The organism is Hymenobacter antarcticus, assembly GCF_039539545.1.
Lineage (GTDB): Bacteria > Bacteroidota > Bacteroidia > Cytophagales > Hymenobacteraceae > Hymenobacter > Hymenobacter antarcticus.
In genome coordinates, this window is record NZ_BAABDI010000027.1 from 39,088 (window position 1) to 63,967 (window position 24,880).

At 57.9% G+C, this 24,880-nt stretch carries 22 protein-coding genes; 11 read left to right on the forward strand and 11 right to left on the reverse strand.

All coding sequences use genetic code 11. From position 1 onward, the window contains the following. Positions 1 to 175 precede the first annotated feature (175 nt). Positions 176 to 427, forward strand: coding sequence for a hypothetical protein (locus ABD819_RS16600; protein WP_345126068.1), 252 nt, complete (start codon positions 176 to 178; stop codon positions 425 to 427). A 62-nt stretch (positions 428 to 489) separates the two neighbouring features. On the opposite strand, the gene ABD819_RS16605 is transcribed toward ABD819_RS16600, so the two are convergent. From ABD819_RS16605 to ABD819_RS16625, 5 genes are all read right to left on the reverse strand, one after another. After that, positions 490 to 1,074: a hypothetical protein gene (locus tag ABD819_RS16605; protein WP_345126070.1), complete on the reverse strand. Its 585-nt coding sequence runs from the start codon at positions 1,072 to 1,074 to the stop codon at positions 490 to 492. 75 nt (positions 1,075 to 1,149) lie between these two features. Beyond that, the gene (locus tag ABD819_RS16610; RefSeq protein ID WP_345126072.1) at positions 1,150 to 1,359 is read right to left on the reverse strand and encodes a hypothetical protein; all 210 of its coding nucleotides are present in this window, start codon (positions 1,357 to 1,359) and stop codon (positions 1,150 to 1,152) included. A 102-nt stretch (positions 1,360 to 1,461) separates the two neighbouring features. Next, entirely contained in the window at positions 1,462 to 2,259 is a 798-nt protein-coding gene (murQ, locus tag ABD819_RS16615) for an N-acetylmuramic acid 6-phosphate etherase (RefSeq protein ID WP_345126116.1), read from the reverse strand. 70 nt (positions 2,260 to 2,329) lie between these two features. Next, positions 2,330 to 2,590 (reverse strand): cytochrome b5 domain-containing protein, encoded by a 261-nt coding sequence (locus ABD819_RS16620; protein ID WP_345126073.1) that lies wholly within the window; start codon positions 2,588 to 2,590, stop codon positions 2,330 to 2,332. Between the two features lie 102 nt (positions 2,591 to 2,692). Next, a complete protein-coding gene (locus ABD819_RS16625; protein ID WP_345126075.1) occupies positions 2,693 to 3,850 on the reverse strand; it encodes a formimidoylglutamase in 1,158 nt (385 codons plus the stop codon). A gap of 197 nt (positions 3,851 to 4,047) precedes the next feature. Here ABD819_RS16625 and ABD819_RS16630 point away from each other — a divergent pair, with 197 nt between their 5' ends. From ABD819_RS16630 to ABD819_RS16650, 5 genes are all read left to right on the forward strand, one after another. Further along, complete coding sequence (locus tag ABD819_RS16630; RefSeq protein WP_345126077.1) at positions 4,048 to 5,811, forward strand: AMP-dependent synthetase/ligase; 1,764 nt, start codon at positions 4,048 to 4,050, stop codon at positions 5,809 to 5,811. 154 nt (positions 5,812 to 5,965) lie between these two features. Next, complete coding sequence (locus tag ABD819_RS16635) at positions 5,966 to 6,445, forward strand: MarR family winged helix-turn-helix transcriptional regulator (RefSeq protein ID WP_345126079.1); 480 nt, start codon at positions 5,966 to 5,968, stop codon at positions 6,443 to 6,445. 150 nt (positions 6,446 to 6,595) lie between these two features. Next, a complete protein-coding gene (locus ABD819_RS16640; protein WP_345126081.1) occupies positions 6,596 to 9,004 on the forward strand; it encodes a 3-hydroxyacyl-CoA dehydrogenase/enoyl-CoA hydratase family protein in 2,409 nt (802 codons plus the stop codon). Positions 9,005 to 9,125: 121 nt separating this feature from the next. Then, a complete protein-coding gene (locus ABD819_RS16645; protein ID WP_345126082.1) occupies positions 9,126 to 10,310 on the forward strand; it encodes an acetyl-CoA C-acyltransferase in 1,185 nt (394 codons plus the stop codon). 281 nt (positions 10,311 to 10,591) lie between these two features. Beyond that, the gene (locus tag ABD819_RS16650) at positions 10,592 to 12,382 is read left to right on the forward strand and encodes an acyl-CoA dehydrogenase family protein (RefSeq protein WP_345126084.1); all 1,791 of its coding nucleotides are present in this window, start codon (positions 10,592 to 10,594) and stop codon (positions 12,380 to 12,382) included. Between the two features lie 212 nt (positions 12,383 to 12,594). Here the strand turns inward: ABD819_RS16650 and ABD819_RS16655 are convergent, their stop codons facing one another. Continuing rightward, the gene (locus tag ABD819_RS16655) at positions 12,595 to 14,049 is read right to left on the reverse strand and encodes a hypothetical protein (protein ID WP_345126086.1); all 1,455 of its coding nucleotides are present in this window, start codon (positions 14,047 to 14,049) and stop codon (positions 12,595 to 12,597) included. 360 nt (positions 14,050 to 14,409) lie between these two features. Here ABD819_RS16655 and ABD819_RS16660 point away from each other — a divergent pair, with 360 nt between their 5' ends. Further along, positions 14,410 to 14,640, forward strand: a complete 231-nt coding sequence (locus ABD819_RS16660) for a hypothetical protein (RefSeq protein WP_345126087.1) — start codon at positions 14,410 to 14,412, stop codon at positions 14,638 to 14,640. A 57-nt stretch (positions 14,641 to 14,697) separates the two neighbouring features. On the opposite strand, the gene recG is transcribed toward ABD819_RS16660, so the two are convergent. The 4 genes from recG to mutY all read right to left on the reverse strand — a co-directional run bounded on the left by recG (position 14,698) and on the right by mutY (position 19,296). After that, positions 14,698 to 16,797, reverse strand: a complete 2,100-nt coding sequence (gene recG, locus ABD819_RS16665; RefSeq protein ID WP_345126089.1) for an ATP-dependent DNA helicase RecG — start codon at positions 16,795 to 16,797, stop codon at positions 14,698 to 14,700. A gap of 107 nt (positions 16,798 to 16,904) precedes the next feature. After that, a complete protein-coding gene (gldD, locus tag ABD819_RS16670; RefSeq protein ID WP_486326956.1) occupies positions 16,905 to 17,483 on the reverse strand; it encodes a gliding motility lipoprotein GldD in 579 nt (192 codons plus the stop codon). Positions 17,484 to 17,637: 154 nt separating this feature from the next. Continuing rightward, positions 17,638 to 18,072: a single-stranded DNA-binding protein gene (locus ABD819_RS16675; protein WP_345126092.1), complete on the reverse strand. Its 435-nt coding sequence runs from the start codon at positions 18,070 to 18,072 to the stop codon at positions 17,638 to 17,640. 126 nt (positions 18,073 to 18,198) lie between these two features. Then, positions 18,199 to 19,296 carry an A/G-specific adenine glycosylase gene (mutY, locus tag ABD819_RS16680; protein ID WP_345126093.1) on the reverse strand — a complete coding sequence of 366 codons (1,098 nt, stop codon included), beginning with the start codon at positions 19,294 to 19,296 and terminating at the stop codon, positions 18,199 to 18,201. Positions 19,297 to 19,485: 189 nt separating this feature from the next. Between mutY and ABD819_RS16685 the strand changes: the two genes are divergently transcribed. From ABD819_RS16685 to ABD819_RS16695, 3 genes are all read left to right on the forward strand, one after another. Beyond that, complete coding sequence (locus tag ABD819_RS16685) at positions 19,486 to 19,794, forward strand: HU family DNA-binding protein (RefSeq protein ID WP_046244842.1); 309 nt, start codon at positions 19,486 to 19,488, stop codon at positions 19,792 to 19,794. Between the two features lie 148 nt (positions 19,795 to 19,942). Next, positions 19,943 to 20,863, forward strand: a complete 921-nt coding sequence (locus ABD819_RS16690) for a tetratricopeptide repeat protein (RefSeq protein WP_345126096.1) — start codon at positions 19,943 to 19,945, stop codon at positions 20,861 to 20,863. Positions 20,864 to 21,275: 412 nt separating this feature from the next. Then, a complete protein-coding gene (locus ABD819_RS16695) occupies positions 21,276 to 22,880 on the forward strand; it encodes an Rne/Rng family ribonuclease (RefSeq protein ID WP_345126098.1) in 1,605 nt (534 codons plus the stop codon). Between the two features lie 180 nt (positions 22,881 to 23,060). Here the strand turns inward: ABD819_RS16695 and ABD819_RS16700 are convergent, their stop codons facing one another. Further along, positions 23,061 to 23,756, reverse strand: coding sequence for a porin family protein (locus tag ABD819_RS16700; RefSeq protein WP_345126099.1), 696 nt, complete (start codon positions 23,754 to 23,756; stop codon positions 23,061 to 23,063). An 80-nt stretch (positions 23,757 to 23,836) separates the two neighbouring features. Here ABD819_RS16700 and ABD819_RS16705 point away from each other — a divergent pair, with 80 nt between their 5' ends. Continuing rightward, on the forward strand, positions 23,837 to 24,862 hold the full coding sequence (locus tag ABD819_RS16705) for a gliding motility protein GldB-related protein (RefSeq protein ID WP_486326957.1): 1,026 nt from the start codon (positions 23,837 to 23,839) through the stop codon (positions 24,860 to 24,862). Positions 24,863 to 24,880: the final 18 nt, after the last annotated feature.

Consider the following 24,880-nt stretch of genomic DNA (forward strand, 5'->3'; position numbering starts at 1 on the left):
GGACCAGCAGATTCATGAGGCTTTCGGAAAATTATTTTCACGAAAGCCTCATAAATCCTGCAGTCGGTGGGTTACCTCTGCGCCGTGCTGGTATAAAACCCCAAATTTGAAGAGTTACCGTCGGTATGCCTTCAATATTCAACTGAAATCCAACCCATTTTAACCCAACCCCAAGATGAAAAAAGTATTGTTCCTCGCCCTGGCTGCTGCTTCGTTCTCGTTCACCGCTTGCGAAAGCAAGAAAGAGGAGAACATGGAAGCTGCTGCTGACAACGTAGAAGCAGCTGGCGAAATGAAGGCTGACGCTATGGAGAACCAGGCTGATGCAGTTCGTGACTCGGCTGATGCCAAGTCGGATGCCATGGAGAATGCCGCTGACAAGATGGCTCCTGCTACCGAGACTCCTGCTGAAGAAGTTAAGAAGTAATTCTTGCCGCTTCGCAAGTAAAAAAGCCTCTCCGGCAACGGAGAGGCTTTTTTTTGTGCATTCTAAAGCGTAGTTTCCGGTAGGCCGAGCCGGCGGTTGAGCAGGCCGTCTACTACTTCAAAGAGGCGGCGGGGCTCGTAGGTGCGCCAGGGCAGGTCGTCGAGCTCGCCGCCAAAGTTGACATAGTTATCCACGTTGTACTGGCGCATTTCGCGCTGCACGTGTTCCTGGAAATTCACGCCCGCAATCCAGCCATCTTCCACGTCTTCGAACCATTCCTCGTAATAATCATCGTCGGAGCCGTGGAAGTTGAATACGTTTTCACCGATGAGGATGAACTTGCGGATGCCCTCGTGCACCAGCACATCCACGATGTTGCGCTTGAGCTCCATGATGTCATTTTCGATGGCATCATTCCACTCGCCGATGAATTCGAGGACGGCAATACCGGTTTCGTAATCTGCAAACAGGATTTTGCAGAACAGCGTGTCCGACCCCAGGCTGTCCCACTGCGGGTGGATGTAGTAGCCGTAAATGGTGTTGGTGTAGGTGTCGAGGCTGTTTTCGGCTTCGAAGAGCGGCGAGCGCGGGTCTTCGGCGGCCGAGTACTGGTCAATCCAGTTGTAGTGGGGCTCGATGGTGTGCATGAGGTGGCAGGGTGGGCTAGGAAAGCCCTTTTTCAGAAGCGGATTGATGGAGCAAATATCTCCTGCTTAAACCCCCTATTCCGCTGCTCGGTTCGCCAACAGGCTGGCCAAAATGGTCAGCCAGAACACCAGGCCCGGGAAAGCCACTATTGCTGCTAGCACGCCCAGCCCTATCCGGCGGCATCGGAAACCTTTGTACGCCAGTCCTGCCAATACCATGCTGCTGGTGGCAAACAGCACATTATAAGCAACATCAACCGCTGGAGTGTCGAGCCAGTCGGGCATGGGCTGATATAGCAAGAACAACAGCCCAAGCTGAAGCAGAGACAGCAGCAAAACCCAGGTGCCAAATTTGGGAGGCACGGCGTGTGCAGCCAACGGCATGTGCTAGAGCCGTGCCGTCAGGGCCGCCCGCACGCTACCGTGCTGCTTCAGTAGCTGTGCGGCTTCGGCTGCGCCAATCCCCAACTCGTCCATCAGCATCCGTTCGCCGCGCTCTACCAGCTTGATGTTCGAGAGCTTCATGTCGACCATCTTGTTGCCCTTCACATAGCCCAGGCGAATGAAAGTGGCGGTGGTGAGCATATTGAGCACCATCTTCTGGGCGCTGCCGGCTTTGAGCCGGGTGCTGCCGGTGAGGAATTCCGGCCCGGTCACCACTTCCACCGGAAACTCGGCTGCCGCCGCCACCGCCGAGCCAGCGTTGCACACCACGCAACCCGTGGCTAAGCCCGCGGCCCGCGCCGCGTTCAGCCCGCCAATGACGTAGGGCGTGCGGCCCGAAGCGGCAATGCCCACCAGCACGTCGCCGGCCCCAATGTGGTGCGTTTGCAAATCGCGCCACGCCTGTTCGGCATCGTCCTCGGCTCCCTCCACCGCTACCCGAATGGCGCCGTCGCCCCCGGCCATAATGCCCACCACCATCTCGGCGGGCACGCCGAAGGTGGGCGGGCATTCCGAGGCATCAACCACGCCCAGCCGCCCGCTGGTGCCCGCGCCGATGTAGAATAGCCGCCCGCCCGCGCTCAGCCGCGCCACCGTGGCCTCCACCAGCTGCTCAATCTGGGGCAGGGCGCGGGCCACGGTTTGGGGCACCGTGTGGTCGAGCTGGTTCATGCCCGCCAGCAGGTCAGTGGTCGACAGGGTTTCGAGGTGGTTGAATTCGGAAGGTGCTTCGGTGGTCATCATAGCAGGAGAACAGGCCTGGGCTTGTTCCGAAATAAGGTTTGTCGTAGCAGGGAGGAAAAAGGCTGTTCTACGCTAATCGGCCAATGATGGGGAAGTTATCGAAAACATTGGCCGTGTGCGGGGCATCTTTGTCCAGCTCGGCGGTCAGGTCCTGGCCGGCCCAGTGCTCGTAGTGGTTGCCGCGCCGCCACAGCCGCGAGCGGCTCACATCGTAAATCCGGCCCTGGTAGGCCACCCAGATTTCGTCGCGGTCCTGGCCGTTGCGCAGTGCCAGCTGGTTTTTGGTGTAGGATTTTGGTTCTTCGGTCATGCTAAAAACGCGCGTCATGCTGAGCTTATCGAAGCATCTCTACCTCAATACTAAATCTGATTAGTTACGCGGTAGAGATGCTTCGACAAGCTCAGCATGACGTTCTGTTGACATAATATCCTAGCTCAGCAACGCCTGCAGCCGAATCCAGCGCTGCGGCAGGTCGCCCTGCGAGGCGTTGAGATAATCCTCGTAGGTGCAAGGCACTACGCGCTTCACGGCGTTATCGCCGAGGCGCTCCACTTCCATCCACCACTTATCGGCGCGGCGCGATTTGTAGAACACCAGCTTATCGGGGTTGCCGGGCAGCACCACCGTGTAAGTGAGGAAGCGGAAGGTGCCGAAGCCGGTTTCGGGCTTGCGGTGGTAGAAGCCTTCCACGAAATACCAGAGCATGGTGGCCAGCGTGGCGGCGGCCAGGCCGTGCGGGTCGTAGTTGGCGCGGTAGCCGTAGAGGCCGAAGGAGCTCAGCTGCTCATTGTGGCCCGCGTACCAGCAGAGCTGGGTAGCTTCCTCGTTGCCCAGGCCGAAGGGGTTGGCCGGGTAGTAGCCCGGCGCATCCTGCCAGCGCAGGGCGGCAATATCCACGCTCATAAAGTCAGCCTGGCGCACCAGCGGCTCGGCCTGGCGGCGGTCGGCCCGCACCTCGCCCACGCTCATTGTTTCAAAGTGCAGCTTTTCGAGCGCCACCATCACCTCGGGCGGCGTGAGGTACTGCTGGTGGGCCAGGTGGGCCAGGCTGAACACAAAATTGGGCTCATGCACCAGCAGGCGGCGCAGGTGGCTGTCTTCGGGCGGGGTGCCGGGGCCGGGCTCGGCCATGTCGGGCCGGGCATCCACCATGGTGAAGTTGATGGCGCGGTCCTGGTTTTCGTAGGCCAGAAACTGGCCGTAGTCGAGGTCGTGGCTGCCGCCGAGCAGGATGGGCACCGTGTTTTCTTCCAGCAGCGCCCCGATTATTTCGCGCAGGCGTTGGTAGGTATCTTCCAGCGTGAGGCCGGGGCGCAGGTTGCCCAGGTCGACGAGGCGTACGGCGCCGGTACCTTTTTGCAACTGGTAGAAGCGCTGGCGCACCTCATTGGCCCCGTGGTGGCCGGTGGCCGGGGCACCGGCGGCGCTGCCGCGCCACTCGTCCAGCCCGATAAGAGCCAGGTCGGCGGTGCGCCAGTCGGGAAAATTCTCGGTGAAGCGGGTAGCGTAAGCAGCCAGCGTGGTGGGCGCGGGCACGGCCTCGGTCAGCGTTTCCGGCAGCGGGTCAAAAAACAGGGCCAGATTCATTGGAGACGGAAATGCAAGGGGCCAAAACTACGCACGAAAAAGCCGGGTTTCCGGGCTTTTTGGCGGTTTAAGCCACCGATTTGGTTTTGCTTGTGGCCATAATGACCCCGTGGAGCTTGCGTCTGTGTAGCATAGCCCAGAAAAAAGCTCTTTATTTAAGCTGAATTTCACTCAGTACGCTTTATCCAGCCCCACCCATGGACGTTCGCCGCGCCTTTGATATCCTGGCTCATCAACTAGCCAACTTCCCTAAATCCGATGCCCTGGCCTCTAAAATCGACGGCCAGTGGGTGCCCATCAGCACCCAGCAGGTGCAGGACCAGGCCAACCTCGTCAGCCTTGGTTTGGCCTCGCTCGGCCTCAAGCGCGGCGACAAAGTAGCCATCATCAGCATGAACCGGCCCGAATGGATGCTGGCTGATTTCGGTATCTCCCAAATCGGGGCCACCAGCGTGCCGATGTACCCGAGCATCACCGTGGAGGACTACCAGTACATCTTCGCCGATGCGGGCGTGCGGGCCATATTCGTGGCCGACCAGCAGCTGTTCGACAAGGTGACGGAAGCCACCGCCGGCCTCGACATTCCGGCCGAAAACGTTTTCACCTTTGATAAAATAGCGGGAGCCCGTCATTTCGGCGAGCTGCTGGAGCTGGGCAAAAAAGGCAACATAGCCGACCTGGAGCCGCTGAAAGCCGCCGTGCAGCCCGATGATTTGCTCACCCTCATCTACACCAGCGGCACCACCGGCAAGCCCAAGGGCGTGATGCTGACGCACGACAACATCCTGAGCAACTGTCGCAACTCGCAGCGTTTCGTGCCCGTCACGAAAAACGATAAGGCCCTGAGCTTCCTGCCGCTCTGCCATATTTTCGAGCGCATGGTGACCTATCTCTACATGATAAACGGGGTAAGCATCTACTACGCCGAAAGCATGGAGGTTATCGCCGATAACCTGCGCGAGGTGAAGCCCGAAATCTTCACCACCGTGCCGCGCTTGCTGGAGAAAGTGTATGATAAAATCGTGGCCAAAGGCCATCAACTGGAAGGCGTGAAGAAGGGCCTGTTCTTCTGGGCGCTGGATTTGGGCCTGAAATACGACACCCAAAAGGACCAGGGCTTTTTCTATAATACCCAGCTGGCGCTGGCTAATAAGCTAATATTCAATAAGTGGCGCGAGGCGCTGGGTGGTAATCTCCGCTGTATCGTGAGCGGCGGCGGCGCCCTGCAGCCGCGCCTGGCCCGCGTGTTCTGGGCGGCCGGCATCCACGTAATGGAGGGCTACGGACTCACCGAAACCTCCCCCGTGATTGCCGTGGGCGGCTATGAGCCCGAGAACAACATGATTGGTGCCGTGGGGCCGCTCATCGACAACATGGAAGTCAAGATTGCCGCCGACGGCGAAATCCTCACCAAGTCGGCCTCCGTGATGAAGGGCTACTACAACAAGCCCGACCTCACGGCCGAAGTATTCGACGAGGAAGGCTGGTTCCACACCGGCGACATTGGCGAGCTGGTGAACGGCAAATTCCTGAAAATCACCGACCGGAAGAAGGAGATGTTCAAGACCTCGGGCGGCAAGTACATTGCCCCGCAGGTTCTCGAAGGCAAGCTGAAGGAAGACCCACTCATCGAGCAGGCCATGGTGGTCGGGGCCGACCAGAAATTCGCCTCGGCGCTGGTTATTCCCTCATTTCCCGACCTCAAGGGCTGGTGCAAGCGCAATGGTGTGCCCGATGCCTCGAACGAGGAGCTTATCAAAAACGAAAAGGTAGTCGAGCTCTACGAAGGCCTGGTGAAGAAGTACAACAAGAGCTTCGCGCAGTGGGAGCAGGTGAAAAAAATTGTCCTGTTGCCCGAGCAATGGACTGTGGAAACCGGCGAAATGACGCCCACGATGAAGGTGAAGCGCAAAATCATTACCGAGAATAACAAGGGTGTGATTGAGGGGATGTACCAATAGGGAGGTCAGCGTTAGCTGGCACCGCAGGGCCGTGGGGCAAAACTATTCCCCCGGCGGACCTGCGGTGCCAGTTGAAGCTGGCCTCATCTTTTTGGCCAACTGTTATGCAAGCCTAACAAATTTTTCGTAAGTTTACCGCACTTACAGCCCGCCCATGAAACCCGAAGAAACCGTCGATTACAACATAAAAGTGGCCTGGCACGCGATTTCGCGGATGTATAACACCCAGGCCGCGCAGAATGACATCACCACGAGCATCGGCTTCGTGCTGCTGAACATCGACCAGGAGCGCGGCACGCCGGCCACCAAAATCGCCCCGCTGCTGGGTCTCGAAACCCGTAGCCTCACCCGCATCCTGCGGAGCATGGAGGAAAAGGGACTGATTTATAAGCAGGCCGACTCGGTCGATAAACGCTCGGTGCGCATCTTCCTGACAGAAATGGGACTGGAGAAAAAAGAGGTTTCGCGCCAGACGGTGCGGCACTTCAATTTGAAAGTGCGGGAGAAAATTTCGCAGAGCCAGCTCGATGTGTTCTTCAAAGTAGCCGCCCAGATTACGGGCATGATTGAAGGAAAAACCCTCTTTGAAGAATTCGTGCTCAAGCCGTTGCGGCAGGAGTCGTCGGCTTCTTGAGCCTCCGCTAAATCGTTGTCATGCTGATGAAGGAAGCATCTTATCGCGGCTGCTTTCGTTAGATTTATTATTCACTGCGGCGCGAATGTGATAAGGTCCTTCGTCGCCGCTTCATCCGCGGAATGCTCAGGATGACAGTTTAAACCCATTATGAATCGAACCATCAAGAAAGTTGCCGTGCTCGGCTCCGGCGTTATGGGCTCGCGCATTGCCTGCCACTTCGCCAACATCGGCGTGCAGGTGCTGCTGCTCGACATCGCCCCCAAAGAGCTGCTGCCCGACGAAGAGAAGAAAGGCCTCAAGCTCGACGCGCCGGCGGTAAAAAACCGCATTGTGAATGCTGCGTTGCAGGCCGCAATCGTTGCCAACCCCTCGCCGCTCTACCGCAAGGCCGACGCCAACCGCATCAAAACCGGCAACTTCGATGACAACCTGAAGGAAATTGCCGGTTGCGACTGGACGATTGAAGTGGTAATTGAGCGCCTCGACATCAAAAAGAGCCTTTACGAGCGGGTGGAGCAGTTCCGCAAACCTGGCACGCTGATTACCAGCAACACCTCAGGTATTCCGATTCACCTGCTGGCCGAGGGCCGCTCGGAGGATTTCAAGCAGCATTTTGCGGGTACGCACTTTTTCAACCCGCCGCGCTACCTGAAGCTGCTGGAAATTATTCCGACCCCGGATACCAAGCCGGAGGTGCTGAGTTTCCTGCAACACTACGGCGATTTGTACTTGGGCAAAACGGTGGTGTTGGCCAAGGACACCCCCGGCTTTATCGCCAACCGCGTGGGCGTGTTTGCCCTGCTCGACGCCATGCAGACCATGCAGAAGCTTGGTCTGACCGTGGAGGAAACCGATAAGCTGACTGGCCCGGTGATTGGCCACGCGAAGTCGGCCACGCTGCGCACTTCGGATGTGGTGGGCCTCGATACGACCATCAACGTAGCCAACGGCTTGGCCCAGGGCCTGCCGAACGACGAAGCCAAGGACGTATTCGTGCTACCCGATTTCGTAAAGAAAATGGGCGAGAGCAAGTGGCTGGGCGACAAAACCGGCCAAGGCTTCTACAAGAAAGTGAAGGGCGAGGGCGGCAAGTCGGAAATCCACGCGCTCGACCTGAGCACGATGGAGTACAAGCCGAGCCAGAAGGTGAAATTCGCCACGCTGGAAATGACCAAAACCATCGAGAAGCTGGCCGACCGCTTCAAGGTGCTGGTGGCGGGCAAGGATAAGGCGGGCGAGTTTTACCGCCTGAGCTTCGGCAGCCTGTTTGCTTACGTGAGCAACCGCATTCCTGAGATTTCGGACGAGCTGTTCAAGCTGGACGACGCGCTGCGCGCTGGTTTCGGCTGGGAAATGGGCCCGTTTGAAACCTGGGACGCGCTGGGCGTGCAGGCTGGCCTCGACCTGGCCAAGGCTGCCGGCCGCACCCCCGCCCCGTGGGTGGAGGAAATGCTGGCCGCCGGCCACACCACCTTCTATAAGGTGACGGAAGCCGGCGTGCGTCAGTTCTACGACATCGCCTCGAAAAGCTACCAGTCGGTGCCGGGCGTCGAGAACTTTATCATTCTCGATAACCTGCGCGCCAGCGGCAAAGTGCTGTGGAAAAACTCCGGCGCATCAGTTATTGACCTCGGCGATGGCATTCTGAACGTGGAGTTCCACTCGAAGATGAACTCGCTGGGTACCGACGTTATCCAGGGCCTGCTGAAAGGCGTGGAGATGGCCGAAGCCGGCTACCGCGGCCTCGTGGTGGGCAATGACGGGCCGAACTTCTCGGCCGGAGCCAACCTGGGCCTCGTGTACATGCAGGCGCTCGACCAGGATTTCGACGAGCTGAACATGATGATTCAGCAGTTCCAGCAGGCCATGATGCGGATGCGCTACAGCAGCATCCCGGTGGTGGGCACCCCGCACGGCCTCACGCTGGGCGGCGGCTGCGAGCTGAACCTGCACTGCGACCGCGTGGTAGCGGCCGCCGAATCCTACATCGGCCTCGTGGAATTCGGCGTGGGCCTGATTCCCGGCGGCGGCGGCACCAAGGAAATGACCCTGCGCACCGCCGCCAAGTACGAAGACGGCGAGCCGGAATTCAACCTGCTGCGCAACACCTACATGACCATCAGCACGGCCAAGGTTTCAACCTCCGCCGCCGAGGCGTTCGACCTGGGCTTCCTGCGTCGGGGCGACGAGGTAGTGGTGAATTCCAACCGCGTTATCGCTCAAGCCAAAGCGGCCGCGCTGGACATGGCCGATGCCGGCTACACCCAGCCCGTGCCGAAAACCAACGTGAAAGTGCACGGCAAGGGCGCGCTGGCCATGTTCAAAACCGGCGTGTACGCCATGCAGCAGGGCAACTACATTTCGACCCACGACCAGCTCATTGCCGATAAACTGGCCTACGTGATGTGCGGCGGGGATTTGTCGTCGCCCACCGAAGTGAGCGAGCAGTACTTGCTGGATTTGGAGCGCGAAGCCTTCCTGAGCCTCTGCGGCGAGCGCAAGACGCTGGAGCGGATTCAGAGCATTCTGACTACTGGGAAGCCGCTACGCAACTAATCAATTTGTCATGCTGACGAAGGAAGCATCTTATCACGGCTGCCTTTGTTAGCGTCTTAAACCTTAGTGGCGCAGGCGTGATAAGGTCCTTCGCTGCGCTCAGGATGACAATTAAAATAACATGTCTAACACCGCATATATCGTAGCCGGCTACCGCACGGCCGTGGGCAAGGCCCCCCGGGGCGGCTTCCGCTTCACCCGTCCCGACGACCTCGCTGCCGCCGTTATCAAGCACCTTGTGGCCGAAGTGCCGGCCCTCGACCCCACGCGCATCGACGACGTAATCGTCGGCAACGCCGTGCCCGAGGCCGAGCAGGGCCTGCAAATGGGCCGCCTGATTTCGCTGCTGGCCCTGCCCATCAACGTGCCCGGCCTCATCGTGAACCGCTATTGCGGCTCCGGCGTGGAGACCATTGCCATGGCGGTGGGCAAAATCTCGGCCGGCATGGCCGACTGCATCATCGCCGGCGGTACCGAGAGCATGAGCATGGTACCCACCGTGGGCTGGAAAACCGTGCCCAACTACGCCCTGGCTATGAAGCACCCCGACTACTACATGGGCATGGGCCTCACCGCCGAAGCCGTGGCCAACGACTATAAAATCTCCCGCCAGGACCAGGACGAATTCTCCTACAACTCGCACCAGAAGGCCATCAAAGCCATCCAGGGCGGCAAGTTTGCCAAGAGCATCGTGCCCGTGACGGTGGAGGAAACCTACGTGGACGCCGCCACCGGCAAGAAGAAAAACCGCACCTACGTGGTGGATACCGACGAAGGCCCCCGCGCCGACACCTCGGTGGAAGCCCTCGCCCGGCTGCGCCCCGTGTTCGCCGCCAACGGCACCGTCACGGCCGGCAATTCCTCCCAGACTTCCGACGGCGCGGCCTTCGTGCTCGTGATGTCGGAGCGGATGGTGAAGGAGCTGAACCTGGAGCCCATCGCCCGTATGGTGAACTACGCCACCGAGGGCGTGGACCCGCGCATCATGGGCATGGGTCCCATCAAGGCCGTGCCGAAAGTCCTCAAGCAAGCCGGCCTCAAACTGGAAGACATCGACCTGTTTGAGTTGAACGAAGCCTTCGCTTCGCAGTCGCTGGCCGTGGTACGCGAGCTGGGCATCGACCCGGATAAGTTGAACGTGAACGGCGGCGCTATCGCCCTGGGCCACCCGCTGGGCTGCTCCGGTGCCAAGCTCAGCATCCAGCTATTCGACGAGCTGCGCGAGCGCGGCAAGAAGTACGGCATGGTTACGGCCTGCGTGGGCGGCGGCCAGGGCGTCGCCGGCATCTACGAGCTGCTGAAGTAGCCATCGTTGCTTAAAAGAAAGTCATGCTGAACGTAGTGAAGCATCTCTACCGCTTCGTCGTAAATAGTAATCCAACGAAGCGGTAGAGATACTTCGACTGCGCTCAGCATGACGTTCTGAATAAAAAGAAAACCCCGCTCATCCGGGGTTTTCTTTACGCAAAGTAGTAGGCGTGCCTAACATTTTTTCTTATCTTGCAACACTAAATCGGCAGGCCTGTTGTTTCTTCAAATAGTAGGCGTGCCTAATACTTTTCAATTCCACACTCACCCCAAACCGTCATGGAAGTAACGCAGCAAGCCAGCCTCAAGGGCGGCGAATTCATCATCAAGCCGACCGATGCCCAGAGCGTCTTCACCCCGGCCGACTTTACCGAGGAGCAGAACTACATGCACCAGACCTGTCTGGACTTCGTGCAAACGGAAGTGCATCCGTTACTGGAGCGCCTCGACAACCACGAGGAGGGCCTTATGCGCGGCTTGATGGAAAAGGCTGGCCAGCTTGGCCTGTTCGGCGTGAGTGTGCCCGAGCAATTCGGTGGCCTAGATATGGACTTCCCCACGGCCCTGCGCGTGACCGAAGGCGTGGGCGGCGGCCACTCGTTCCCGGTGGCCTTCGCGGCCCACACCGGCATCGCCCTGCTGCCCATCCTGTACTTCGGCAACGATGAGCAGAAGGCCAAATACCTGCCCGGCCTCACCGACGGCACCCTGATGGGCGCGTATTGCTTGACCGAGCCCGGCTCCGGTTCCGATGCCTTGGGGGCTAAAACCAAGGCGGTGCTGAATGCCGAAGGCACGCACTACGTGCTGAACGGCCAGAAAATGTGGATTACGAACGCCGGCTTTGCCGACGTGTTCATCGTGTTTGCCCAGATTGACGGCGACAAGTTCACCGGCTTCATCGTGGACCGCAACACGCCCGGCCTCAGCCTCGGCAACGAGGAGCACAAGATGGGCATCAAAGGCAGCAGCACGCGCCAGGTGTTCCTGTCCGATGCGCAGGTGCCGACGGAGAACGTGCTGGGCGAGATTGGCAAAGGCCACCTCATCGCCTTCAACGTACTGAACATTGGCCGCATCAAGCTGGCGGCTGCCTGCTTGGGCGCTACCAAAATGGCCGCCGACCTTAGCGTGAAATACGCCAACGAGCGGGTGCAGTTCAAAATGCCCATCTCGAAGTTTGGCGCGATTCGCTACAAGCTGGCGCAACAGGCCATCCGCATCTACGCCGTCGAATCGGCTATTTACCGCGCCGGTTCCGATATCTACCGCATGGAGCAGCAGCTCATGGCCGAAGGCAAAGGTGCCAACGAAGCCCTGCTGGGCGCGGCCCGTGAGTTTGCCGTGGAGTGCGCTATTCTGAAAGTGGAAGGCTCGGAAGTGCTTGACTACGTGGTGGATGAGGGTGTGCAGATTTACGGTGGCTACGGCTTCTCGGCCGACTACCCGATGGACCGTGCTTACCGGGATTCGCGCATCAACCGCATCTTCGAAGGCACCAACGAAATCAACCGCCTGCTGGCCGTTGACATGATTTTGAAGAAGGGCCTGAAGGGTGAAATCGACCTGATGGGCCCCGCCCAGGCCGTGCAGCAGGAGTTGCTGAGCATCCCGAGCATGAGCCAGGACGAAGAAACCGGCCTGTTCGCCAAGGAGTTGAAAACCATTGCCAACCTGAAAAAGGCCATTCTGATGGTGGCCGGCTCGGCTGTGCAGAAGTTCACCGCTACTCTTGCCAAAGAGCAGGAGCTGCTGATGAACATCGCCGACATGTCCATCAAGGTGTACATCGCCGAAAGCACCCTGCTCCGCGTGGAGAAGGAGGCTTCGTCGAAGGGCGAAGAGGCTATGGCCGTGGAAGCCGACATTGCCCGCGTGTATCTATCCGATGCCGTGGACATCGTGGAGAAGGCCGGCAAAGATGCCATCGGCAGCATGGCCGAGGGTGACGAGCAGCGCCTGCTGCTCATGGGCCTCAAGCGCTTCACCAAAACCGAATTGCTGAACGTGAAAGAGGCGCGTCGTCGCATCGCCGCCAAGCTGATTACGGCCAACGAGTACGCCGTCTAAATCACGGATTCGCCGGATTAGCGGCGGAGTTTTTGGATTTTTTAGACGATTGCAAAGGGCCGCTCCCGAATGGGGGCGGCCCTTTTCTTATTAGGTGGAGTACCGCGAAATTCCATTTCGCCACGAGCGTAGCGAGTAGAATCGCAAGGCTGATGCAGTATTGCATCAACTCGCTGCGCTCGTAGCGAAATGGAATTTCGCGGTACTCCGTCTTATTTCACTACGATTTTTTCCAGCTGCAAAGCTGCCGATTTTTTGCTCGGCCGGCTCACGCCGATGATGGTTTTTTCATTGAGCCAGGCCGTGAAATCCTTCACATAAGCTAGTTGCCGGTCGTCGGCTACGTTCAGCTTCAAGCGTTCGGGGGCGCTCACCACGCCGGTTTGGGCATTCACGCGGCGTAGGTAGAGGTCCGATTTCTTGTTGATGTTTTCCAGGGTGACCAGCTGTACCGTGCCGCCAAACACGGCCGCCCGGAAGCCGATGCCGGTGTAGGAATCCACGGCCGGGGCCACCTGGTCTTTGGCCACGATACTGTGCCAGGTAGGCGCGCCGAACTCGTTGTAGCCAAAAATGTGCAGCTCACGGGCGTGCACCGGGGCTTCGCTGCCGCCTTCTTCGAAATGTTTTTCGGCCACCACTACCAGCTGCTTCTCCGGAGTCAGCAGCAACTCACCCAGGTAAATATCGTCCAGGCGCTTGACGTCGAGCCCGCTGGCTTTGCTCACTTCGGCCAGGTAAGTGGGGGTGAAGCGGAATTCCGGCGAAAACTTCATATCGCCGGCGCCGCTGAAATCGTATTTCACCACTTTCAGGCTGTAGTATTCGCCGGTGGCATAATCCGCGCACAGGGCGGCGGCGTAGAGGCTGCCGTCGTTCAAGACCGTGAATCTGGCATCGCGAATGGTGACCGGCCGGCCCCCGAAAGTGCCGCCCACCGGCACGCCCAGTACCTTGATTTCGGGGGATTTACCAGCCGGGTAACGGCGCACGGTCAGTTTTTTCATGCCGTCGCTAATCAGCGTCACATACTGCGTGCCATCGTTGGCCACATGCACGGCGGGGGAGAAGAAGTCGCCCTGGTCACGAAAATCGTAGGCCTTTTCTTCCAGCTGCGCGAGGTTTTGGTCGAACAGCGTGGCCGCGATGCTTTTCACCTGCTGCTCGCGGGTGAGGTAGCGGAAGGCCAGCAGCCGGGTGCCATCGGGCGAGATGGATACGCCCAGCCGGCGGTCGCGGGGGGCGGCAGTCATCACCACTTTGGCGGGGCCACGCTGGCCGCTTTGCAGGTTCACGGGCACCACGGCCAGGTTCTGGCCATTGTCGTCTTTGTGGTGCAGCACCACCCAAGCCTGCTGCGGCCCGCGCCCAAAGGCTTCCAGCGTTTCGCCGGGCGTGACCGGGATGGTGGTGCTCCATTGCTTTTTAAGGTCGGCATCGTACCGCTCTACCGCGTAGCCGCCCGCGCTTTGGTGGGCCAGAATCACGAAGCCTGAGCCATCGGCCAGCGCCAGGGTCTTGCGGGGCACGCGCATGTCGTATCGGTCAGCGCCTTGTTCGGGCAGGTAGCTGAAGGGAGTTGATTTTACTTTTTGAGCTGTTGCCGGAGCGATGCTGCCTAGTATTGTCCAGCTTATGAGACCAGTAAGTAAAACGCGCTGCAACATAAAATTTGGGGATAGTGGGAAAATTAATGAGTAGGTAAAATGGGCCCAGTACGCTCAAAAGTAAGCGTATTGCGGTTGTTGCGCGTTATTCTCACTCTTTGCTGACAGGGAAACTCTTCCGTTAGCTAACAAAAAAGTAGCCGAAGCATAACACTGCCGTGGTCACTTCCGTACAGGAAGCCCGTTTACTTCGTATCTGCTTAGGAGCCTCAATCGGAGCTCCCCAAACAAGGATTATCGGTCATCAAATTCCAATTTGAATGGCGCTGCTTTGGTCGGGGATTTTGACCTTTTGAATGTTTTTCTTTAACAAACCCAAGCTTCGGCTTACCTTTACACCCGCAATTATCTGCTATCGTTATGAAGTCAATTCTCAAATTTACCCTTTTAGCAGCGCTTATCGTCACCGGTAAGGTTGTAAAGCAGCCCGAGCAAGCGGTTGCGAAGCAGCCAGTTGAAGCTAAAGGTGCTGCCAACTCTGCCCCGGTTGTTTTGGTGCATCAGGTGCTCACTTCTGAGCCGGTGAAACCTGCCCGAGAGCAGGAGCAGCCGCAACAAAGCGGCAACGGACTCATCGCCGAGATGTTCTAACAAAAAAGACGACTTTTAATAAGGTCGTTTTTTTTTGCCCGGCTGGTACTCCCCCGCTTAGCTAATCCGGCTCCAGTTGACTGCCGAAGCGGGTAGACTTTCGATGTGCCGCCGGATATTGCCGTTTTCCGGGCTGGCCAGATTAGGGTCTTCACTTAGCAATGCTTGAGCGGCTGCCCGGCTCTCGCTCAGAATGCGGCCGTCTTTGGCCAGGTCAGCAATCAGCAGGTCGAGCACGCCGCTTTGCTGGGTGCCCATCAGGTCGCCGGGGCCGCGCAGCTTCAGGTCGATGTCTGCTATTTCGAAGCCGTTGTTAGTCCGTACCATCGTTTCAAGGCGGGTGCGGGCATCCTTGCTCAGTTTGAAGCCCGTCATCAGAATGCAGTAGCTCTGGTCGGCCCCGCGGCCCACGCGGCCGCGCAGCTGGTGCAGCTGCGATAGTCCGAACCGCTCGGCGCTTTCAATGACCATCACCGAAGCATTCGGCACGTTCACGCCCACCTCAATCACGGTGGTCGCCACCATAATCTGGGTTTCTTTTTTGATGAAGCGCTGCATCTCGTAGTCCTTCTCTTCGGCCTTCATGCGCCCGTGCACGATGCTGATTTGGAACTCCGGAAAAGCCCGCGATACGCTCTCGTAGCCGTCGGTCAGGTCCTTGTAATCCATCGTTTCCGACTCCTCAATCAGCGGGTACACGATGTATACCTGCCGGCCAATCTTAACCTGGTCGCGGATAAACTCAAAGACTTTCAGGCGGTTGCCATCGTAGCGGTGTACGGTCACGATGGGCTTGCGGCCGGCCGGCAGCTCGTCAATCACGCTCACGTCGAGGTCGCCGTACAGCGTCATGGCCAGCGTGCGTGGGATGGGCGTGGCCGTCATCACCAGCACGTGCGGGATGACGTGCGGATTCTTCTGCCAGAGCTTGGACCGCTGCGCCACTCCAAAGCGGTGCTGCTCATCCATGATGGTCAGGCCCAGGTTGCGGAACTGCACCACGTCCTCGAGCAGCGCGTGGGTGCCCACCAGCATGTGCATGGAGCCATCGCGCAGGGCCTCGTGCAGCACGCGGCGCTCGGCGGTGCGGGTGCTGCCCGTGAGCTTGCCAATCCGGATGCCCAGCGCGTCGGCGTACACTTTCAGGCCGGTATAGTGCTGGTCGGCCAGGATTTCGGTGGGGGCCATGATGCAGCTCTGCGCGCCGTTGTCGGCCGCCATCAGCATGGAGATGAAAGCCACGATGGTTTTGCCCGAGCCCACGTCGCCCTGCAACAGCCGGTTCATCTGCTGGCCCGTGCAAAAATCTTTGTAGATATCGTGAATAACCCGCTTCTGCGCCCCGGTCAAATCAAACGTCAGGTGGTTTTTATAAAAATCCACCAACGTCGGTACCTGGTTGAAAATCTGCCCGGCCAGGCTCACCTTGCGCTGGTCGCGCTGCCGCAGCAGCTTCAGCTGCACGTAAAACAGCTCCTCAAACTTCAGCCGGAACCTAGCCGCTGCCAACAGCTCATTGCTCTGCGGAAAGTGAATCTGCTGCATCGCCTGGGCCTTGGGCATCAGCGCGTACTGCTCAATCAGGGCTGGCGAGAGCGACTCTACTACGTGGGGCAGGGCCAGCTTCAGCAACTCGGCCACCATGCGCATAATAGCCTTGCTATCGACGCGGTGGTAGTTCTTGAGCTTTTCCGACGTGTTGTACATCGGCTGCAAATAGCTTTGGCCGGGCTTGGCCTCCGTCACTTCTTCCAGCTCCGGGTGCGCCATCTGGGGCCGGCCATTGAACATGGTCGGCTTGCCGAAAACGATGTATTCCTGGTTGTTGCGGGTGTACTGCTGCACCCACTTCACGCCCTTGAACCACACCAGCTCCAGCTCGCCGGTGCCGTCGCCCACCTTGGCCACCAGGCGCTGCTTGGGGCCTTCGCCAATCAGCTCTTTGCCGCGCAGCATACCGCGCACCTGCACGTAGGGCAGGTCGTCGTTCAGGTCGGCCACGTTGTATACCTGCGTGCGGTCGAGGTACCGGAACGGGTACCGCTGAATCAAATCGCCGTAGGTAAACAAGCCCAGCTCTTTCCCCAGCAATTGGGCCCGTTGGGTGCTGCCTACCGAGCGCAAATGTTCGAGCCTGGTATTGAAGAAGTTACTCATCTTTTCATTTAACAATTAACATTTATCATTTAACAAATTGGCTAAGAGTTGCCTGTTAGCTTGTGCATCAGCGCGTTAAATGTTAATTGATACATGTTAAACGAAAGCTATTTGTAGCGTAGCGTGTTCAGCATCCGCACCATGTCGGCCTTCACGTACTCAATCACGGGAGCCAGCGAGTCGTTGGCCGTGGCCGTCCGGAAATAAAGCGCCCCGCGCAGAAAGTGGTGCGTGCTGTCGGTGGTGTAAAACTGAAACTGACTCGGCACCTCGCCCGACAGCTCAAATACCGAGGCGCGCATGCCGCTGGGCGTCTTCAAAATCCGCTCTTCAATGGCCGTAGCCTTGATTTCATGCTTGCCCGTGAGCTTGCGCGCATCCTCCATCATCTTATTGTAGAGGCGGCGGTCGCGCTGCACGTCCATGTAAGTAATCTGCACGTTGGCGTGCAGCTTGGGGTAGTACACGTTCAGCCAGTGCGGCTGCGCCATGTACGACGAATCCCGCTTTATCACGGCTTCCTTCGAGTATTCGAACTCATACGGGTGCCCGCCGCCCAACAGCTGGTAGCGGTGGGCCGGCAAATCGATGCGGTTGTAGCCCTTGGGCTTGGGCGTGAAGTCGGGAGCCGACGAGCAGCCCGCCAGCAATGCCAGCCCTACTACCAGGCCCGGAAGTTTATTCAATATCGACACCACGTATAGTTAGGCTGGAAACACGGCACCACCGCCTTGGTCGGTGCCTTACCCCTCAAAGGTAACTTGTGGCCCCGTGCCGCCCACAACGCAAAGAGCCCCGGACTGGTGCCGGGGCTCTGTACCAAAAAACATCCGATGGCCGCTAAAACGGCAGTTGGTCGAGCTCCGGCTCCTGCCGAAAGCTGTGCGCCGGCTCGGGCACCGCGGTGCCGCTGGCATCGGGGGCCGGAGCGCCCGGGCCCTGGGGCCGGGCACCCAGCATCGAAATCTCATCGGCGATGATTTCCGTGATGTAGCGGGTCTGCTGGTCCTTATCCTGGTACTGGCGGGTGCGCAGCTTGCCCTCGATGTACACTTGCTGACCCTTTTTGAGGTATTTGTCAGCCATATCAGCCAGGCCGCGCCACGCCGAAATGTTGTGCCACTCGGTGCGTTCTACCCGGTTGCCCTGCTTGTCCTTGTAATACTCGTTGGTAGCGAGGGTAAAATGAGCCACGCTCACCCCGCCTTCCAAATGGCGCACTTCGGGGTCTTTGCCCAGGTTGCCTACCAAAATCACCTTGTTCACTCCGGCCATATTATTGCGCGTTAGGAAATACAGAATTGAAAAGGCCACCCGGCCTTTTCTGCTTCAAAGATAAAGAATTAACTTGGGATACAAACAAGTATTTGCTAAAAATATCGGCCAAATTATCTAATCATATTAGGAAGGTCTGCGTTGCAGATTTTGGTTGCAATAGTTGTCAATCAGCTTGGGCTTGGGCAGCGCCTCAATTTCATCGGCCGAATAAGCTCGCAGGCCCAGGTCGCGCAGCGTGCTGGCGGGCAGCGGCTGCGTGAGCGCCAGTGAGTGAAAGCGTGCCTCCAGCTTCTGGTGGCTCAATACATGGCGATAGGTCGTGCTGGGCTCGGCGGCCTGGCTGGTGTCGAGGCTTGCGCCTAGGGCATCCAGGTGGCGCAGTAGCTCGGCGGGCGGCAATTCGGGTACGGTGGTTTCGGCCAGCGCAAAGTCGTAGAGCCCCTGCCAGATGTCTTTCTCCCGGCGCTCCCGCAAATAGGTTTGCTCGCCGTGGCGCAGCACGAAGTAGTGGAAGTAGCGGGTGCGCGAGGCCTTGGCCTTGCTCTTCACCGGCAACAGCGCCACCTGCCCGTGCTGAAACGCCCAGCACTGCTGCTGCAAGGGGCAAAACAGGCAGTCAGGCTTAGCCGGTGTGCATTGAAGGGCCCCAAACTCCATAATGGCCTGGTTGAAATCAGCCGGAGTGGCCGCCGGAATGTGCTGGTCGGCCAGCGCCTGAAACTCCTTGCGCGAGCTGGGCGCGGCAATGTCCGAGTGCAGCCCAAAAATGCGGGCCAGCACCCGGTACACGTTGCCATCGAGTACGGCCACTGCTTCATCGAAGGCGAAAGAGGCGATGGCCGCCGCCGTGTAGGGCCCTACTCCCCGCAGTTGCAGCAGGCCGGCGTATGTGGTTGGGAAATGGCCATTGTACTCATTTACCACTTGTTGGGCGGTGTGGTGCATGTTGCGGGCCCGGGAATAGTAGCCCAGACCCTGCCAGTAGCGCAGCACTTCCGCCTCCGGGGCGGCCGCCATCGCCTGCACGGTAGGATAAGCAGCCAGAAAGGTTTCGTAGTAGGGGAGGCCCTGCGCTACGCGGGTCTGTTGCAGAATAACTTCGGACAGCCAGATGGCGTACGGGTCGCGGGTATGCCGCCATGGCAAGTCGCGCCGATGCCGTGGATACCAGGCCAGGAGCGCGGCCGCCAGAAAGGAAGGCTGAGAGATGGATTCTGTCAAAATTTTGAAAGCGAATAATTTGGCTCCAGGCGCTGTTTCATTGCCCGGATTGGTAAAACGAAAAAATGGGGCTACCTTTGTGGCCCGAATTCAGGGGCGAACCGCCTACCGGGCAAGGGCTTACGCTGGAATTCGGGATTTTTTGCCTAGACAACGTAATTTTTTTAACCACCTAAGTACCATACCAACGTGACGAAAGCTGAGGTAATCGCCGAAATCTCCACGAAGACCGGCATCGAGAAAGCTGATGTATTGATGACTGTTGAAGCCTTCTTCAAAGTCGTGAAAGATTCTATGACCGAGGGCAACAACATTTATGTACGCGGCTTCGGCTCGTTCGTAAACAAGAAGCGTGCTCGTAAAGTCGCTCGCAACATCTCGAAAAATACGTCGCTCATCATCGAGGAGCACTACATTCCGAGCTTCAAGCCATCGAAAACCTTCGTGGCAAAAATCAAAAACAGCAAGAAGGTGAAAGCCGTTGCGGCCAAAGCCTAATTTTGTCAGCAATTAAGTATCTAGTGTTGAGTGAGAGCTTAGTAAATACTCAACTCGCTCAATACTAAATGCTTGCTACTTAATTTTTTAGCCCCGCCGCCGGTGTTTTTTCCGAGAGGAAAAGCCCGGCGGCAGGCGTTTTCAGCCCATGGCTACTACTCGCTCCACTACGCATCAATTGGTTATCCTCGCCGCCGCTCTTGCGCTGGTCGGGGGCTTATTCGTGTTGCCCAAGGGCATCATGAAGCCCAAGGAGAGCAAATCGGAGCTGAGCAAAGATGCTGCCGCCACCGCCAACCGCGACGGAGGCGGCATGGCCACCAACGGCTCTAAAACAGAAGCGTCTTCGGGCCCGGTGCCGGCCACGGCCACTGAGAACAATGGCCCTAATGCCGCTCCGCATACTTCGGCCACGTCGGTGCAGCGCCAGGAACTGACGCGGTTGCTGGCCGAGTATGAGGCTGCTCCCGATGCAGCTGCGAAAGCCACGGTGGCTACCACCCTGGCCCGCCGCTACAACAGCGTGGAGCGGTTCGACAGCGCCGGGTACTACCTGGAGCAGGTGGCATTGGCCCGGCCCAGCGCCCAAAACTGGCAGCAGGCCGCCGATGCCTACTTCCAGGCGTTTAGCTTTGCGGCTTCCGATGAGCGGGTGAAACTGCTCGGCGGCAAAGCCCGGGAGCTTTACGCGAAAGTGCTGAAGGACGAGCCCGGCAACCTCGATGCCAAAACCAACCTCGGTATGGCTTATATGGCCTCCGAAAACCCCGTGCAGGGCGTAACGCTGCTGCGCGAAGTGCTGGAAGCCGACCCCCGTAACGAGAAAGCCCTCTACAATATGGGTATCTTAGCGGTGCAAAGCAGCCAGTTTGATAAGGCCGTGAAGCGTTTCCAGGATTTGGTGAAAGTCAACCCGAAAAACGTGAACGGCCAATTCTACCTTGGTGTAACTTTGGCCCGCACCGGTGCCAAACAAGAAGCCAAAGCGGCTTTCCTGGCTGCCAAAAGCCTCAGTGCCGACCCGGCCCTGGCCGCTTCGGTAGATGAGGAAATTGCCAAATTAAAATAGTTGTTAGTTGCTCGTTGTCAGTTGTTAGTGCAAAATGCAACCCAATGAGCCTGACAACTGACAATCAGAAACTGACAACTAAAACATCACCAACTTAACCCCCAAGCATCATGCCCTGCGGTAAAAAAAGAAAGCGTCATAAAATTGCCACCCACAAGCGCAAGAAGCGCCTGCGCAAGAACCGTCACAAGAAGAAGTAAGCCTCACGGGGCGTAGCGGCGGCCGGCAGTTTTCCTAACGGGAAAGGAGCCAGCCGTCAATCTCTCACGTAGCCTCCCGGGTGTGGCTTACTGGGTGCTTTTCCCGTGGCTCGCGAGGGAAGCCAGAACCATCGGTTCTGGCTTCCCTTTGCCAGTTTCGGGGTAGTGCTTCAGTGGGTTGGCCCGCAGGTTACCTTAACTAAATCAACGCTTTGAGTAATGAATTAGTGATTAATTCTACTCAGGAAGGCGAGCGGATTGCGTTGTTGCAGGATAAGCGGCTCATTGAGTACCACTTCGACCGCAACGACACCAATTACTCAGTAGGCGACATCTTCCTGGGCACCGTGAAAAAGGTGATGCCCGGCCTGAACGCAGCTTTCGTAGACATCGGCTACGAAAAAGACGCGTTTCTGCACTACGGCGACCTTGGCGAACAATATCCCTCCCTCACGAAGTGGGCGCGGGGGATACAGAATGGTCGGTCGGGTACCGGCCTTAATGACTTTAAGTTTGAGCCGGTACTTGAAAAAGTAGGCAAAGCTGAAAGCGTGTTCAAAAAAGGCCAACAAATGGTGGTGCAAATCATCAAAGAGCCGATTTCGACCAAAGGACCTCGCGTAAGCACCGACATTTCGATGGCCGGGCGCTACCTCGTGCTAATGCCGTTTTCGAACACCATTAGCGTTAGTAAGAAAATTGTGAGCAAGGGCGAGCGTGACCGCCTCAAGCGGCTCATCGCCAGCATTAAGCCCGAAAACTTTGGGGTCATTATCCGCACCGTGGCGGAGGGCCGTGAGGTAGCCGAGCTGGATAAGGACATGCAGGACATGGTGGCGAAGTGGGAACAACTCTCCACCACGCTGCGCACGGCCAAGCCCAACGACAAAGTGCTGGGCGAACTCGGCCGCACGTCGTCGATGCTGCGCGACATGCTCAACGAGTCGTTCGACAGCATTATGGTCGACGCACCGACGATGTACGACGAGATGCGCGACTACCTCCAAAAAATCGCGCCCGATAAGCTGGGCCTGCTGAAGCTGCATAACTCAAAGATTAAAATCTTTGAGCAAACGGGCATTGAAAAGCAGCTCAAAACGCTGTTTGGCAAGACCGTGACGGTGCCCGGTGGCGGCTATCTTGTCATCGAGCACACCGAAGCCCTGCACGTTATCGACGTGAACTCGGGCAGCAAGAGCAACCAGGAAAATGACCAGGAAGCGACGGCGCTGATGATTAATATGCTGGCTGCCAAAGAGGTGGCTCGTCAGCTGCGGCTACGCGACATGGGCGGCATTATTGTGGTCGACTTCATTGACATGCGCGCTGCGGAAAGCCGCAAGAAGGTGGAAGATGCCGTGCGCGATGTGATGAAGCACGACAAAGCCAAGTACACCGTGTTGCCCATCACCAAGTTTGGCCTGCTGCAAATAACCCGGCAACGGGTGCGGCCGGCCGAGAACATCATCACCGGGGAGGTGTGTCCCACCTGCGGCGGTACGGGTAAGATTTCGGCCTCCATTCAGGTGACGGACGATATCGACAACAGCATCGACGACCTGCTGGTGAACCAAAACCAGTCGGGCATTACACTGTCGGTGCATCCGTTCCTGCACGCCTACTACACCAAAGGGCTGGTTTCGCGCCAGATGAAGTGGTACCTCAAGTACTACAAATGGGTGAAAGTGGTGAAAGACAGCAGCCTGGGCCTCACCGACTACCGCATCGAAGACGAGCGGGGCGAGGAAATTCAGCTGCGCTCGTCGGCCGCCGCCATGAGTCGTTTGCAGGACCGCGAAGTTGAAATCGTGGACTAGACCATAGATTCAATGGATTTCAACGGATGGAACAGATTTTTTGTGGTTCCAAACGTTCTCTGACTAAAGACAAAAGGTCCGGCTGCACTTGCAGCCGGACCTTTTGCTTTACTTGAACTTTAAAAACGTTTGGAACCACAAAAAATCTGTTTCCTGCGTTGAGATTCGTTGAATCTGTGATTAAAACTTGATGCCTAAATCCAGGGCCACGCCGCTGTTCTTGATAGTCACATCTTTGAAATCACGGGTCTTTTCGAAATAACGGTCGATGTCGACTAAGCCGCGGTGGTAGCTAATGCCGGCAAAGAGCTTGGTGCTTTTGGCCAATTGGTACTCAACCCCGGCCCCGGCGAGGGCGTCGGCATCGATAAAGTAAATATGGTCGCTGGCTTTCGTTTCGGTGTTAATGGCGGGGTCGGTGTAGAACTTGCTGTCGTTGATGCGCGTGCCGATGGGCACGTTCAGCGAGGCACCTACCTGGAAGTACACGCGCGTGGCCGGGGCTATTTCGTTGGTAAAGAGCTTCACGCTCACGGGCAGCTCCAGGTATTGCATGCTGATTTTTTGGGTTGCCGTGAAATTGAGCCCGCCGCCAATCCCGTTGCTATCCTTTTTGTCGGCGTAGGTGATGGTGCCGCCTTTGCCCGTGAGTAACAGGCCGGTGCTGAAAGCGTAGTTTTCGCCGAAAAAGTAGTCGACCACCAAGCCGCCACCGAAGCTAAACTTGCTGCCGTCACTCTTAAAGGCGTTGACGGTGGGCGACTCGGCTCGCAGGTTGGTAATAGAGGGCGAGATTTTCAGGCCGATTTCGACTTGCGCCGATGCGGTGCCAACCGATGCTACAAGGGCTGCAAAGGCAAGGAATATTTTTTTCATACAGGGCGAATGAACAGATTAATGATGACAGGCACCAACTGCCAGAGGGTTTTGGCTAATTTTACCCAAAAGTAACGCGTGTGAATACGAATAATTTTGCCTGGCGGCACTGGCTGCCCTTATTTGTTGGGCTTAGCCTAAGCTTAGGCGCTTGTAAAAGCGGCCCCGCCGACGGCTGCCGGCCCGATGCCGCCGCCGAAGCTCCGGCGGTAGCTATGCGGGTGAAACGTTTGGAACCGGCTCTCTTTAAAATAAAGACTCCGGCCCAGGCCCAGCAGTTTATGGATGCAAACCGGGCGTTTGCCCGGTATTATCTGCAGCGCCAACCCGCCAATGAGAAAGAACTAGCTGGCGGCCTGCCCCAGTTGGCTACTAATGCCGCATTTCAGCAGCTGGGCCGCGAAACGGCTGCGGCTTTCCCGGATAGCACCGCCTTCACCAAGGACTTGGGCGAGCTGTTTCGGCGGGTGCACTACTATTTCCCCGACTTTCGGGTACCGCCAACGGTGACCTACGTGAGTGGCTTCCTGAACAAAGATATTTATGTAAACGACAGCTTGTTGGTGCTGAGTCTGGACTGGTTTGTGGGCCCCAAAGCCAGCAAGCGGCCCGATTTGCCGCAGTACATGCTGCGACGCTATACGCCCACCGGCCTGCTGCCCATGCTGGCGCAAAACGTATCGAGCAAATACAACCGCCACGAGCTTACCGCTAATACGGTGCTGGATGCAATGGTGCACGCGGGCAAGTCCCTGTACTTTGCCAGCAAGGTGCTGCCCTGCGCCCCCGATTCGCTGCTGATGGGCTACACCGGTCGAGAGCTGGCGGGCCTTGAGGACAATGAGGCGCGCGTTTGGGGCCACTTTCTGGAGAAAAATCTGCTGTATGCTACCACGCCATTTTTGCTCCAGAAATACGTGGGCGAGCGCCCCAACGTGCCCGAAATCGACAAAACCTGCCCCGGCCGTGTGGGGCAGTGGGTGGGCCTGCAAATAGTGCGCAAGTACGTAGCCGAGCATCCCGAAGTGAGCCTGGCGCGCCTGATGGCCGAAAAGGATGCCCAGCGCATGCTGAACGAGTCGCACTACCGACCGAAAAGGCAATGAGTGAAGGAGCGAATGAGC

Excerpts from the sequence above, each read along its gene's own strand:
- ABD819_RS16610 (WP_345126072.1), bottom strand. The coding sequence starts at position 1,359 with ATGCCCGACTGGCTCGACACTCCAGCGGTTGATGTTGCTTATAATGTG.
- ABD819_RS16650 (WP_345126084.1), top strand. The coding sequence starts at position 10,592 with ATGGAAGTAACGCAGCAAGCCAGCCTCAAGGGCGGCGAATTCATCATC.
- ABD819_RS16635 (WP_345126079.1), top strand. The coding sequence starts at position 5,966 with ATGAAACCCGAAGAAACCGTCGATTACAACATAAAAGTGGCCTGGCAC.
- ABD819_RS16625 (WP_345126075.1), bottom strand. The coding sequence starts at position 3,850 with ATGAATCTGGCCCTGTTTTTTGACCCGCTGCCGGAAACGCTGACCGAG.
- ABD819_RS16700 (WP_345126099.1), bottom strand. The coding sequence starts at position 23,756 with ATGAAAAAAATATTCCTTGCCTTTGCAGCCCTTGTAGCATCGGTTGGC.
- ABD819_RS16640 (WP_345126081.1), top strand. The coding sequence starts at position 6,596 with ATGAATCGAACCATCAAGAAAGTTGCCGTGCTCGGCTCCGGCGTTATG.
- ABD819_RS16645 (WP_345126082.1), top strand. The coding sequence starts at position 9,126 with ATGTCTAACACCGCATATATCGTAGCCGGCTACCGCACGGCCGTGGGC.
- ABD819_RS16660 (WP_345126087.1), top strand. The coding sequence starts at position 14,410 with ATGAAGTCAATTCTCAAATTTACCCTTTTAGCAGCGCTTATCGTCACC.
- ABD819_RS16690 (WP_345126096.1), top strand. The coding sequence starts at position 19,943 with ATGGCTACTACTCGCTCCACTACGCATCAATTGGTTATCCTCGCCGCC.
- ABD819_RS16630 (WP_345126077.1), top strand. The coding sequence starts at position 4,048 with ATGGACGTTCGCCGCGCCTTTGATATCCTGGCTCATCAACTAGCCAAC.
- ABD819_RS16675 (WP_345126092.1), bottom strand. The coding sequence starts at position 18,072 with ATGGCCGGAGTGAACAAGGTGATTTTGGTAGGCAACCTGGGCAAAGAC.
- recG (WP_345126089.1), bottom strand. The coding sequence starts at position 16,797 with ATGAGTAACTTCTTCAATACCAGGCTCGAACATTTGCGCTCGGTAGGC.
- murQ (WP_345126116.1), bottom strand. The coding sequence starts at position 2,259 with ATGACCACCGAAGCACCTTCCGAATTCAACCACCTCGAAACCCTGTCG.
- ABD819_RS16605 (WP_345126070.1), bottom strand. The coding sequence starts at position 1,074 with ATGCACACCATCGAGCCCCACTACAACTGGATTGACCAGTACTCGGCC.
- ABD819_RS16655 (WP_345126086.1), bottom strand. The coding sequence starts at position 14,049 with ATGTTGCAGCGCGTTTTACTTACTGGTCTCATAAGCTGGACAATACTA.
- ABD819_RS16600 (WP_345126068.1), top strand. The coding sequence starts at position 176 with ATGAAAAAAGTATTGTTCCTCGCCCTGGCTGCTGCTTCGTTCTCGTTC.
- ABD819_RS16620 (WP_345126073.1), bottom strand. The coding sequence starts at position 2,590 with ATGACGCGCGTTTTTAGCATGACCGAAGAACCAAAATCCTACACCAAA.